Below are 13,762 nucleotides of genomic sequence, written 5' to 3'. Positions count from 1 at the left end.
GGCTGATTACCAGAAATAATTGGTTGAAAGCCTCTTCGTTTTAGGGAGAAATTAACAGAAGACGATTCATTACTCCAATCCTCTTCCTTCCAGGTAGAGGTTGCTGTGGGAGCATCTCAGTTTTTATAGTCCCCGCTCGCGTATTGTACAATATGCGAGCGGGGACGCTCGCACTCAATCAAAGAAAAAATGCTTTTTACAAAAATGAGATGCTTGCGGTTGTTGTTAACTATCAACTGTCAACTGTCAACTGTCAACTGTCAACACTCTTTTAAATCACCAAAAAATCATTTGCTCGCAGCAGCCCGGTGACTCCACTGACATTTGCCAACACTGAGCCTGTCGCAGCAATTTTGATCGCATTTCCACTAGCAGTCTGGGTAATGTCTAACTGTCCGAAGCTCAAGCCATTGCCAAGGATAATCTTATCGCTATCAGTGTCAAAATTCGCGATCGTATCGATACCACTATCTAGATTTAACAAAAAGCGATCGCTACCTTCTCCGCCGATTAGAAAATTATTGCCCTTTTCACCACTCAGGAAATCATCTCCCAAACCACCAAGCAAAGTATCATCTCCCTTGCCGCCATACAAGCTGTCATTGCCTGCACCGCCATCCAAACTGTCAGCACCACGGCCTCCAAATAGGATATCATCGCCACTGTTACCTGTCAGCGTATCGAGTCCCTTGCCACCGTAAATACTGTCATCGCCGGCACCACCATCGAGGGAATCACTGCCTTTTCTGCCACTGATGAAATCGTTACCGCTAGCACCTAGTAAAGTATCGTTATCATCAGTACCTACCAGATTTTTGCCCTCAAAACCGAGAAGTGTAGTAGAAGTTGTGGAAGGGTTAACATCGCCTGTGAGAATCGCAACACCGACTGCTTCCAGTTTGATCGCACTTTCACCTAAAGCCACCTTTTGAACTTTGGCAATTTCCGAGGCAATAGACTCAGGTGAAGAGTTAGATTTCACCTGATCTATCTGCTGATTAGCCTCAACCATTACCTTCGCTGTTTGCGAGGAAATTTTGGAAAGTTTTTCAGCGTCGAGATTGCTATCAACTTGTTTGACGTTAGCAATAGATTGCTGGATAATGCCTTCTACCTGCGTCGCATTGTTCAAATCCAGGGAACCGCCGGATTTAATTTTACTGTTAATTGCTGCAACAACAGCTTTGGTAATTGCACCATTATCCGCCCCAGATGCACCGTCAATCAGGCTGGTGGTTTGGGTGACGACGTTTTGGACTTTTGTCATCGCGACTAGAGTTTCGACACCACCAGGCTCATTTTTTGCCGTAGATGCGATCGGATCTAAGTCCAGTAAATCAACTCCCGCAGGAATAGACAGAGTAGATTTAACCTTTGACTCCGCTTCAGTCTGCGACATTCCCCCAGCCGTCAAATCAGTAACTAAAGTAGTTAATAGCGTGACAACAGTGGAATCTATCGGTGCTGAAACAGGAGTTGTCAGTGGCAAGCCCGTCGAAACATCCGTCCCCCCAAAAGCAACTAAATTACCTTCTTCAGGGTCAAAATTGCCATTTTTGTTCGTATCAAAACTGTCCGGGATATCGAGTTCGTATTCCCCTTTCTCATCAGTCGTTGAGAAAGGTTCGTTAGCATCTTTGACTCCATTTTTGTTGGCATCAAAGAAGATAGTCGCACCTGCAATATAACCATCAACGACCACACCATTCTTAGTTACTATTAACAGGATAGAATCGCTAGCACTCGCACCGGAAGTGTCGGTTGCGGTCAACTTAATATTCAGAGACCTCCCTTTAGTAATGTCGCCGCTGAAATTACGGGTAGTGGGATTAAAAGTAATCCAACTCGGTAAAGGTTGACCGTTTTCTAAAGTGGCTGAGTAAGTTAACTTGTCACCAGAATCTGGGTCTATAAATGCCTTTTCGGGAACCGTAAACTCAAATTTGGATGATTTTTTGACTATCGGGCTGTCGTAGTGCCAGGGAGTAGTTTCCTTGCTTTTGTTTAACACGGGTGGGCGGTTAGTTTCGGCGTTGGTAACGCTGACATCCTCTGCATTGAGGTTGTTGTATTTTGGATCGGTGCTGACAGCAGAGTCAGTGACAATTGTGTATTTTTTATCGCCATCTACTATCTTGTCATCAACACCTTTTACTATGACTTTTTGGGCTTGATTCCAATCGGTAGGAGTGAAGGTGAGAGAGGCTGGGGAAATAGTTCCTTCTACTGTATTGGAACTACTTAAGCCGATGCTGACATTAGCGGTGGGTTGGCTATTGAGTTTGACCGTAAATGAGTCACTGTCGCCTGATTCTGTGGTTTTTAATCCGGTTGTTGGACTGACGGTGATTCCACCAGGTGTTGGAGTGGTAATTGGAATTGGAATTGGTTTTGGTGGAGTTGGAGTTGGAGGAATTGTAGTTGGAGTTGGAGGAATTGTAGTTGGAGTTGGAGGAATTGTAGTTGGAGTTGGAGGAATTGTAGTTGGAGTTGGAGTAATGCTAGCGATATTAGTGAGGGTGATATCAGACGGATTTAGTTTGTCGTATTTTTTGTCAGCACTAACAGCGGGTTGGGTAATGATTGTGTAAATTTTATCGCCGTCAGTTACTTTGTCATCAACTCCTTTTACCGTTACAGTTTGCGGAGTCTCCCAATTAGTAGGAGTGAAATTCAGAGAAGCTGGAGAGGCTGTTCCTTCTGTTTTATCGGAACTACTTAAACCTATGGCTACAGTAGCAGTTGGCTTGCTATTGAGTTTGACGGTAAATGTTGCCGTTCCCCCTGCTTCTGTAGTTTTTAATCCCGATATCGGAGTGATTGTAAAACCAGCAGATGTTCCAGGTGTTGGCGGTGGTGGCGGTGTTGGAGTCGGGGCGGGAGTGGGCGTAGGTGCTGGTTTTGATGTGTCGGTAAGGGGACTGGTATCGTTGATTAAAATTCTTACATTGCCAAGATAGTTGCCGGCAATGTCAGGTTTTTTATCTCCATTAAAGTCGGCATATACAGGATTAAATCCCGTCCAAGGAATGTCGGTATAAGTGTTGAATTTGCCAGTGTTGTCTCCCCACAAAATAAAGTTTGAGAGCAAATCTCCGACTACTAAATCATTTTTGCCATCAGCATTAAAGTCTAATACTTGAATGGACGAAGGGCCGATTCCTCCGAAAAAGCTGGTTGCTGTGCCAAAATTGCCTTTCCCGTCTCCAAAAAGTATGGAAATGTCGTCGGAATAGTAGTTGGCTGATACGATGTCGGTTTTGCCGTCTCCGTTGATATCTCCCGCTGTAATGGCGGTGGGATATTTCCCTAGATTAAAGTTGGTAGCTTTGCCAAATTTTCCAGTACCATCTCCTAAATTCACGGAAATATTTGTTGAGTATTGGCTGGCTGTGGTTAGATCTATTTTGCCGTCTCCGTTTACGTCTGCCCAAGCGATGGAAGAGATGTCTGTTGTGATATCAATAGCCTGGGCTTTGCTAAACTTACCCGTACCGTCTCCCAAGAGGACGAAAATTTTGTTATTCGTATAGTCTACGGGGGCTAAATCGACTTTGCCGTCACCGTTGAAGTCGATCGGATAGATGACATTAAATGGTACTCCCACATCAAAGTTGGTGTAAGAAGTAAAGCTGCCTTTGCCGTCTCCCCACAAAATCGAATTTTTGTCAGTACCGTAGTGGCGAATAAATCTGTTTTGCCGTCACCATTGAAATCTGCGCTGCTAAAGTCGTAGGGGAATTCTCCCGTGGAGGAGTAGCTACCAATGCTGAATTTACCTGTACCGTCTCCTGGCAAAATGCCAATTTGAGTCGATAGCAAATCCATGGTTGCTAAATCTGTTGTTGAGTCGCCGTTAAATTTTCCTGCGGTGACATTTGTAATATATCTACCTGAATCGAATTCTGTTACTTTGAATGGGCTAGCCATAGTTGATTCTCCTGATTTATTTTTGGTTTGAGCTATGTTAAAAATGAATGAGAAGTTCTTACCAGTTTCATTTTTCGTACTTAAGATGCTAAAACAAGTATTTTTTTAAGTCAATTCATAAAAGTCATGACTTTGAGTTCATAAAAGTCATAAAAGTCATATTTGTAAAATTATGTTACAATTCCTGGACAATATGGATAATGTAAGGACTACAAGTTTTCCGATCTCAAATAGTTTGTGCGCTCTCTGATAAAAAATTTCAGATAAATTTTTACTAATTACTCGCGCTAATTCTGATTTATCTAGTTTGAAACTATCAAATATATATCTTGGAAAAGTTTTTATAATCAAATTTTGGAACGGGCAAGATGCCCATTCCACAAAAATATCTTTTACAAAAATATCTTTTACAAAAATATCTTTTTCTGTGGAACTGGCATCTTGCCAGTTTCTAGATATTTTTATAATATGTCTAATACTTTGCGGATAAAATGTTGTATTTAAGATGATAAAATCAGCTATAGCATTTATTGACAGCTTATATAACCGCTTAAACCAAGAGGGCTGAAGCCCAACAACGTACCTCACCTATCTGAGAAGGGCTATATTTTTAAAGTATATTTATAAATTTAATCAATCTAGTTGATTAAATTCATGATTTTGAGTTAATAAAGATTATTTTTGTCAAAATACGATCGCCCGCAACGACACCATAGACTGCTTGGGGCGCTCTCAAAATAAATAATCTCATGGAAATTTAAATGAATATTCCGCAAAAACCGTCGAATTGGTCGATCGCCCTTATCTTAACGATCGGCGTATTAGCAGTCTCAACCGCCTCAATCTTAATCCGGCTAGCCAACCTGAAAGCAGGCGCGGGCGGCCTCGGTTTCAGCCTCGTACTCGCCGCTTCTCGCTTGACTTTATCCGCCTTAATTCTGCTTCCAGCTTGGCCGAAAATTCAGTGGAAAACCCTACAACCCGGAGCTCGGCGCTATGCTGCGGCGGCTGGTTTGTGTCTCGCCCTGCACTTTGCTCTCTGGATTACCTCACTGTCTTATACTTCGATCGCAGCTTCCACAGCCCTCGTCACCACAAATCCCGTCTGGGTAGCGCTGTTATCCCGCTTCTGGTTTGGCGAAAAACTCAGCAAAATGTCGATCGCAGGCATTACTATAGCGCTTGCTGGCGGAATGGCGATCGCCCTCGGAAGCACAGGCGCAGCCAAGGGCGGCAACACTCAATTATTCGGCGATATCCTTGCTCTGACGGGTTCCTGGGCTGTCAGTTTGTATCTGTTGCTAGGCCGGGAAGCTCAACGGCGGGGATTGGGAATTGGCGGTTATATCGCGATCGCCTATACTGTTGCTGCGATCGTCCTGCTACCTCTACCCCTCGCCTTCGGTACCAGTTATACCGGTTATCCAAACATCGTATATTTTTACATTTTATTAACCGCCGCCTTGCCTCAATTAGTAGGTCACACCATTTTAAACTGGGCTGTAGCGCAAATTTCCCCAACTCTGGTAACTCTTGCCATCTTGTTTGAACCCGTTGGGGCGAGTTGTTTGGGTTATTTGGTGTTCGGCGAAATGCCTGCGCCAGCCGTACTCGCAGGTGCTGCGGTACTCCTCTTCGGTGTAGCCGCCGCCACTTTCGGAACCCAAAAATCCTAGTGAATAAGTTAAAAGCAAAAAAGATAGCAAATATCTTCGCCGATCAACCGTCAACCGTCAACCGTCAACTGTCAACTGTCAACTGTCAACTGTCAACTGTCAACTATCAACTGTCAACTGCTATAAAAACCTACTTTCTGTCTGTAATTGTAAAAATTGCAATTAGACGTTGCACTTTTTGCATAAGTTTGTTACAAAATGTAACATTCGTGACAAACTGCTCAAAAAAGTCTTGATATGTTTCTTTTGGTAGATGACGCAGTAAAAAAACTGCTTGTCAAAAAAAACATATCGAGGAAAGAAAAAATGTCTAAATTAATTGTTGGTTTCACTGCTACTTTATTGGCATCTGGATTATTGGGAAGCTCTGGTCAATTAGTTCAACCACCTACTATTAACAATACAATTATTACCCAAGCCAACGAACAAACACTCATACAGCAAAATCGGGATTTGCTAGTGAAAAATGGTCAAACAGCTAAGAATATTGCTGCTAAAGTAGGCGCAGCAGCTAGCAAGGACGCAGCACCATCGGGTAGCAATCCTTTGCAAGTTAACCAACAGCTAATCTTGCAAAACAGAGCTATTTTTACCAGTATCGCTACCAAAGTAGGCGCAACTGTACCCAGCGTAGCAGGCCCAGGGAGCGGTGACTTAGCGACAGAAAACCACAAATTATTGTTGGGTAATAGACAAATTGTCCGCGCGATCGCTGAAAAATTAGGCGTTAAACTGCCCGCTCCCCCAGAACTGAGTGGCAGCATGGTGCAGAAAAATAACACGCTTCTACAAGGCAACGGCAAGGCTTTAGCTGCGATCGCAGCCAAAGTCGGTGCAACAGTCGCTAAATAGGAAAAAAGGTACCATTTTTATGGTTGTTGTGGGATGGGCCCAGAACCCATCCCACAAACTTGTGTAAATTATTTAATTATTTAATTCGCGATCCTAATGCGATCGGGACTTACGCAGTCAAACTATATATCTCGTGCCAAAAAGGGCGATCGCTTGTTCAAACTCGCAAGCGATTGTCATAGACTTCTCCAAAACAGAAACTCTCGGGCAGGCTCCATGCCTACCCTACAATAATCGTTATTGAAGATATCTATTAAATTAAAAGTTAAACTTCTCAAAAAATCACCTTTACACTGTTAAATGACATATTCCTAGAACTTACGCACCGAGAGTCAATCGATTTTAGATTTTAGATTTTAGATTTTAGATTTTAGATTTTAGATTTTAGATTTTAGATTTTAGATTTTAGATTTTAGATTTTAGATTTTAGATTTAGATTTTAGATTAACCCCACGGATAAATTCGGGGGAAGAGAGGATTTTAGATTTTCGATTTGGGATTGATTCCACGGATAAATCACGTGGCGGGTACCACATGCAGAAATTCTTGGTATTCGATCGTCAATTTGTTGTCATTAGTCAAGAGCTATTGATAATAACCAACCATCAACAACGATAGAATCGGAGTTGCGGAATTTGCTTGTTGAGAAAATTAGCACGTTAAAAAATGTGGGCAATCAGAAGCCTCTTTGGTTCGATATTTGCCACCGCCGTTATTGTGAGGCAGGATAGATATCAAGGACAAATAATCTGGTTTCCACTTGCATCGGCATCCTAACTTTCCGAGTCTAGCGCTTTTCGCTCGCACTGCGGTATTGTGTCCCGTGCAACGCCGGTTTTATATCACCTCTGGGTTAAATATTGACTCAAAAGTAAAAAATATCAGCATTTTTACTTTCTGCTTTCTGTTTTCTGCAATTAGGGTGCCTTTCGGAGAATAATATTATGCTACCAGAACAACTACAGCGCATCATCGGCTACTTTCTAGAAGAAGCCACAGAACACCTTCAAATCATGGAACAAGGCTTGCAGGGCCTGCAAAACACCGTGCAAACTCCCCAAAGGATACACCAGCTCATCCGAGCCTCGCACTCAGTTAAAGGGGGAGCAGCTATGTTGGGATTTAGCAGCATTCAGCGCGTAGCCCATCGTTTGGAAGATTATTTAAAACTGCTCAGAGAATGTCCGATCGCCATTGATAGCAGGCTGCAATCGCTGTTAACCCAAGTTTTTGATATTTTAGCAGCCCTCGTCTCCAAGGTTTCTAAGGGTTTTGGGCTCAACCACGAAGACGCAAACCAGATGCTGTCCCTCGCCGAACCGATTTTTGACGAGCTCGACGCTTACCTGAGAGTGCTGATTCCTACTCGCCTGAGTGTGAGAGCAGTAACCGACGAACACATTCACCTTTTCTGCGGTTACTGCACCTTGGCTGGGGAATTTTCCTCCGCCATTACGTCGCGCGTCGGTTTGCTCGGAGGCAATATTACCCGCCAGGAGTACGAAGGCGATGGCATACGCCTTTATATTGACATTTACCTGCCACCTTACACCAGGATCGAAAACATCCGCCAAGCTGTGGAACTTTCAGGCGCTATTATCGGGACTGTTCAGACGCAGCGCGACTTCTCACTGCTGGCTATGGATTATCCGGTTTACCAAAGTGCGATCGAACCTCCGGCAATTTGCACGGGATGTCGCTACTATTATGGCAGAAGCGATGGCGGGCACCTGCTCAACTGCACGATCCATCCCCGCGGCCCGGAAGATGAAGACTGTCGCGATCGCGAACCGGAATAAGGGTTATAAAATCACGACTCAGAACTAATAGGTGGAACGAGGGAACAGATTAGTAAAAACTAATATTCTCCCAGACATCTTTCAGACGGCCAGATGCCAATTTCTTTCTGCTTCCTTATTTCCTAGATCGCTAAAATTTTATTCGTTACACCCGTTAGAAAATCCGTTACCGAACTTCCGACTTCACGCTTGACTTCTTCCTTCTTCCTTCTTCTAAAACTTCCCTAAAAGCTGATACCGCAACTCTAATTAATTGCATCATGCTCGCAGGATGTCCCACTGCCCAGATATTGATAGCCAGACAAGCGATCGCCATAGCTAACAAGATGTATGTCGGAGGCATTACTACTCCGATCGCGAACCAGGTAAAAACGTGAAAGATCATTGCTGTAGCCCAAAGGCTGGCCACAGCCACAGACGCCCAAACTTGCATTCGAGGTCGGTTTAGTCCTGTCAAAATCCCTGTCTGCAAAGTAGTCAGCAAGTTTGCCGGAACTAAAAAGGCACAGATAGCTATGCAGTGGGTATGAGAAAACTCAGTAACTGTATTGAAGTCGAGCATCAGTATAATTGTCGGGCCTGTTGGATATACTTCAAAAGCTTAACGCGACTTTACTTTCAAGTCTTGTCACCCTTACCTTAACTTAATCTTTTCGTTAGTCGGCCGGTCTGAAGACACATTTATCTCCCCTTTTTTATGATGGTAAAATATTACCACAAATATTAAAATTGTGGAAAAACATTAAAACGACTTGAAGAATGGGAACAATTGCTGCGATAATTAATATCGGGGATCGCTCGAATAGAATAGCTCAGTTCGTAAAAAAAACCAGAATGCTCGCGCCAGTCTAGCAGCAACACAACGGTAGGCTAATTTTCGACTCCATCATTTTCGATTCGCTGATTTTCGGATAATGCCTTGTTAGTGTCGGTCAAGGGATCAGGCCATTATGCGATCGAACAATATGAGATTATTGAAAAGCAAATTTGAGATCAAATCTAAAATCGATAGAACCCTCTCGAAATTTTACAGCGGAAAATAGAGACAATGGATCGACAAAGCACAATCCCAGCACTCGCAGAAGTTGACTTGACAAACTGCGACACAGAACCCATTCACATATCGGGGCACATTCAGCCTCACGGGATTCTCGTGGTTGTACGAGAACCTCAACTAGAAATACTGCAAGTCAGTGAAAATACGCAAGATTTATTGGGAGTCGATGCCAAAAGTGCGATCGGTCAAGATTTGAGCTTATTCTTCGATAGAGTTCAGTTAGAAAAACTCAATTCCTGTTTGCAGAACGAAAACTTAAAAACCGTCAATCCCATTAAACTCTCTGTCAACAAAGCAGACAAGTTTTTAGAATTTGACTGCATCCTCCACCGACAACAAGGAATTTTGATAATTGAGCTAGAATTAGCAACCACCACAGAAAATCTTTCCGTTTTTAGCTTTTATCATTCAGTCAGATCCACAGTCAGCCAAATTCAAAGCGCCAAAAATCTCAAAGAATTATGTCAGCAGACTGTGGGAGAAATCCGGAAGATTTCGGGATTTGATAGAGTTATGACCTATCAATTTGACGCAGAAGGTAACGGTGCTATAATGGCTGAAGACAAACTAGAAAACCTGAGTCCATTCCTGGGCTTAAACTACCCCAAATCAGATATTCCCAAACAAGCCAAAAAACTGTATTTGTTAAATTGGTTGAGGTTAATACCAGATATTAATTATCAACCAGTTCGCATCATTCCCGAAAAAAATTCTGTTACGAAGCAGTCCCTAGACCTCAGTCTCAGCGTGTTGAGAAGCGTGTCTCCCATTCACATAGAATACCTGCAAAATATGGGCGTTGCCGCTACTTTATCAATCTCTTTAATCAAAGATCAACAACTGTGGGGATTGATTGTTGGCCATAACTATACACCAAAATACCTCAACCATGAAGTGCGAGCCGCTTGCGAGTTTATCGGGCAAGTAATGTCCTTAGAATTGCAATCAAAAGAAGCCAACGAAGACTACGACTACAAACTACACTTAAAATCTATTCAAGCCCAGATTTTTGAAGACATATCTACCTCCGAAAACTTGTCAGAAGTGTTAGTTAAATGCCAGCATAATTTGCTGGAAGCAGTCAACGCCCAGGGAGCATCAATAGTATTTGGAGAAAATTGCTATCGAGTCGGGGAAACACCTCACGGAGAAGCGCTTAAATCCTTAACTCAGTGGGTGCAAAACAGCCTAAAAAAAGAAATTTTTTATACAGACTCGCTGACTAAATGCTATCCAGAAGCTGAGGAATTTAAAAACACGGCTAGCGGGTGTTTGGCAATAGCAATATCGCCGAGTCAGAAAATATACGTCTTGTGGTTTCGCCCGGAAGTAATTAAGACCGTAAATTGGGCAGGGAACCCCAACAAAGCAGTTCTAATAGATGAAGATGGCAGCCACAGACTGTCTCCTAGGAAATCCTTCGAGCTGTGGAAAGAAAATGTGAGGTGCAAATCTTTGCCGTGGAAGCAATGCGAAATAGACGCTGCATTGGAACTAAAAAAAGCAATAATCAATATAGTGCTGCGCCAAACCAAAAAACTCGAAAAATTAAATAGAGCACTAGAAGCCTCAATCGCCAGAGAACGCGAAAAAAGCGAGCATTTAAAAACAGCGATGTACGAGCTTCAGCGAACGCAAACTCAATTGGTGCAAAGCGAAAGAATGTCAAGTTTGGGACAGTTGGTGGCGGCGGTAGCCTATGAAGTGACTAACCCGATTAACTTCATATACGGAAATCTTAACTATGCCGACGAATACAGTCAAAAAATGATCGATTTATTGCAGCTTTACGAGCAGCACTATCCGTCGCCTTCGCCAGAAATTCAAGCAGAAATAGAAGGAGCAGAATTAGAGTTTATAGTTGAAGACTTGCCGAGGTTGCTGGGTTCAATGAAAGTAGGAGCTAACCGCATCCGCGAGATAGTTCAGTCGCTGCGAAATTTCTCTAGAATTGACGAAGCAGAGATTAAAGAAGTTGACATTCACGACGGATTGGACAGTGCTTTGCTGATTTTGAGCAACCGATTCAAACCGAAGCCCGTTAGCGTAGCAGGTACGCAGTACCATCGCCCTGCAATTCATCTCAACAAAGAATATGGCTCTCTACCGTTGGTTGAGTGTTACCCAGTTCAAATCAACCAAGTATTTATGAATGTGCTGACAAATGCACTTGATGCTTTAGAAGATGCCTTTGTCAACAAAAATTTATCGCCGCACTCTTGGCACGAAGCAGAGACAGCCAAGAGCGGACAAATTCGGATCGTGACTGAAGTTTGTCCGGGAGAAACAGCCGTAGCAGTTCGGATTAAGGACAATGCTTGGGGTATGGAAGAAACAGTTAGACAGAAAATATTTGAGCCGTTTTTTACCACAAAACCGGTAGGGAAAGGTGCGGGGATAGGTTTGGCGATTGGCAGCGAAATTGTGGTGGAACAACACGGCGGCAAATTGAGCTGTATTTCAGCCCCCGGAGAGGGAACCGAGTTGATTATTGAGATTCCCTTGAGCCAAACTCATCTCAAACCGATTTTAAACAGTTGACAGTTGACAGTTGACAGTTGACAGTTGACAGCGAAGCGATAAGAACGGAGATTTAAACTCCGTTCTTATAATAATCTGCCTTCATGCTGGGACTTCCAACCCCTGCTATTCGGTGAAGTGAAAAAAAGTGCGCTTATCGACAAAATGCACAAATCGAAAATTAGATTAAAATACAAAAGCAGCTATAGCAACCGCCACATTGGTTAGGACATTCAAGAACTCATCAATAGAGTCTAAAATCCTTGCTTTATAAACGGTTAGATTCGGATACCATAACTGTCAACTGTCAACTGTCAACTGTCAACTGCTATAAGTAGATTTGAGCCAACTCTGAGGAAGCGACTGTGACTGAAAAAAATACCGCCCAATGGGATGCCGGCAGATTTGTCAAAACCTTGGCTTATTTTGGCGTGATTCCCTTCATTGGCAGCATTAGCTGGCTGCAACAACTGTTCGGAAGCAGCAGCAACAATAAAAAAGACCAACCCAAACTAATACTGGTAGCCGGTGCGACAGGTGGCGTCGGGAAGCGAGTTGTCAAGCGGCTGCAACAGCGGGGATATCAAGTCCGCTGTCTCGTCAGAGATACCAAAAGAGCAACCGAAATTCTTGGCAAAAATGTCGAATTAGTCGAGGGAGATATCACTATCGCTGAGACGCTAACACCGCGCGTCACTGAGGGCGTAGATGCAGTTATCTGCTGCACGGGTACCAAAGTTCAACCTGTAGAAGGAGACACGCCAACCAGGGAAAAATACTATCAAGGCATCAAGTTTTATATGCCGGAAGTTGTGGATGTTCCCGAAATTGTCGAATACAAAGGCCTGAATAATTTAGTGCAAGCTGTTCGCAGTCAGCTCATTAAATCAGGCGAAAAAGTCATTTTTGATTTCACAAAACCTACCCAAGATTTAAAGGAAACTTGGGGCGCTCTCGATGATGTTGTGATGGGCGGGACTAGCGAAAGTTCGATCGTACTTACAGACAGTACAGCTATATTCACGGGCAATGTTTCCACTGCCAACTCAGGTGGCTTTGCTTCTGTCCGCACCCGCAACTTCGATCCTCCGGTCAATCTCGCAGGATTCAGCGGCCTCCTGCTCCGGGTCAAAGGGGATGGTAAGCGCTACAAGTTGATCGTGCGTAGCGAGGCTAAATGGGATGGTATCGGCTATTGCTATTCGTTCGATACTGTGTACAATACCTGGATTACGATCGTAGTTCCCTTCGATAAGTTAATTCCAGTATTCCGCGCGAAGACTGTGAAAGATGGCGCGAAATTCGATCCCAGCAGCATTTATTCTTTTCAGTTAATGCTGAGCAAGTTTGAATATGACGGCGCGCTGAATCCGAAATTTACACCGGGTGTTTTTCAACTGGAATTAGAATCTATTAAAGCTGATGGCGGCCAGACTTTGCCGCGATTTGTGATGGTGAGTTCGGCGGGAGTTACTCGCCCGGGCCGCCCAGGACTTATCTTGGAAGATGAACCGCCGGCTGTCAGAATGAATGATATGTTGGGGGGAATTTTGACTTGGAAGTTGAAAGGAGAGGATTGCGTGCGATCGAGCGGCATACCTTATACTGTTGTCAGACCTTGTGCTTTGACTGAGGAACCGGGCGGCAAAGCTTTGATCTTCGAGCAAGGAGATAATATTCGGGGTAAAGTTAGTCGGGAAGATATTGCGGAATTGTGCGTGCAAGCTTTGGAACAACCGCAGGCTTGTAAGGTGACTTTTGAGGTAAAAGAGGGGGAAAATCCTGGTTCTCCGAGAGATTGGGAGGGTTTGTTTTCTGGGCTTAAATAGGTATTGTTTGTAGGGTGCAGACGGCGAATCGAAGACGGCGAATCGAAGACGGCGAATCGAAGACGGCGAATCGAAGACGGCGAATCGAAGACGGCGAAT

The 13,762-nt window shown here is 43.7% G+C and carries 8 protein-coding genes; 5 read left to right on the top strand and 3 right to left on the bottom strand.

Features of this window, described 5'->3' with window-relative positions; all coding sequences use genetic code 11:
• Positions 1-271 precede the first annotated feature (271 nt).
• Together JGK11_RS16735 and JGK11_RS16730 are read right to left on the bottom strand one after the other, a co-directional pair.
• A complete protein-coding gene (locus JGK11_RS16735; RefSeq protein WP_293212311.1) occupies positions 272-3,607 on the bottom strand; it encodes an FG-GAP-like repeat-containing protein in 3,336 nt (1,111 codons plus the stop codon).
• The gene (locus JGK11_RS16730) at positions 3,544-3,930 is read right to left on the bottom strand and encodes a VCBS repeat-containing protein (protein ID WP_293212310.1); all 387 of its coding nucleotides are present in this window, start codon (positions 3,928-3,930) and stop codon (positions 3,544-3,546) included. Before JGK11_RS16730 ends, JGK11_RS16735 begins: the two co-directional genes overlap by 64 nt.
• Positions 3,931-4,691: 761 nt before the next feature.
• On the opposite strand from JGK11_RS16730, the gene JGK11_RS16725 reads away from it, so the two are divergent.
• The 3 genes from JGK11_RS16725 to JGK11_RS16715 all read left to right on the top strand — a co-directional run bounded on the left by JGK11_RS16725 (position 4,692) and on the right by JGK11_RS16715 (position 8,257).
• Entirely contained in the window at positions 4,692-5,606 is a 915-nt protein-coding gene (locus JGK11_RS16725; RefSeq protein WP_293212309.1) for a DMT family transporter, read from the top strand.
• A gap of 306 nt (positions 5,607-5,912) precedes the next feature.
• Entirely contained in the window at positions 5,913-6,458 is a 546-nt protein-coding gene (locus JGK11_RS16720) for a hypothetical protein (RefSeq protein ID WP_293178333.1), read from the top strand.
• A gap of 944 nt (positions 6,459-7,402) precedes the next feature.
• Entirely contained in the window at positions 7,403-8,257 is an 855-nt protein-coding gene (locus JGK11_RS16715) for an Hpt domain-containing protein (protein ID WP_293178330.1), read from the top strand.
• A 166-nt stretch (positions 8,258-8,423) separates the two neighbouring features.
• Here JGK11_RS16715 and JGK11_RS16710 read toward each other — a convergent pair whose 3' ends face one another.
• On the bottom strand, positions 8,424-8,819 hold the full coding sequence (locus JGK11_RS16710; RefSeq protein ID WP_293178327.1) for a hypothetical protein: 396 nt from the start codon (positions 8,817-8,819) through the stop codon (positions 8,424-8,426).
• A 486-nt stretch (positions 8,820-9,305) separates the two neighbouring features.
• Here JGK11_RS16710 and JGK11_RS16705 point away from each other — a divergent pair, with 486 nt between their 5' ends.
• A complete protein-coding gene (locus tag JGK11_RS16705; protein ID WP_293178324.1) occupies positions 9,306-11,855 on the top strand; it encodes an ATP-binding protein in 2,550 nt (849 codons plus the stop codon).
• A 344-nt stretch (positions 11,856-12,199) separates the two neighbouring features.
• Positions 12,200-13,663: a CIA30 family protein gene (locus tag JGK11_RS16700; RefSeq protein ID WP_293207195.1), complete on the top strand. Its 1,464-nt coding sequence runs from the start codon at positions 12,200-12,202 to the stop codon at positions 13,661-13,663.
• Positions 13,664-13,762: the final 99 nt, after the last annotated feature.

Origin of the sequence: Microcoleus sp. PH2017_34_RAT_O_A (genome assembly GCF_020737885.1) — a bacterium.
Taxonomy (GTDB): Bacteria; Cyanobacteriota; Cyanobacteriia; order Cyanobacteriales; family Microcoleaceae; genus Microcoleus.
Note: the sequence above shows the minus strand (reverse complement) of the source record. Positions and strands in the feature narration are given on the sequence as shown.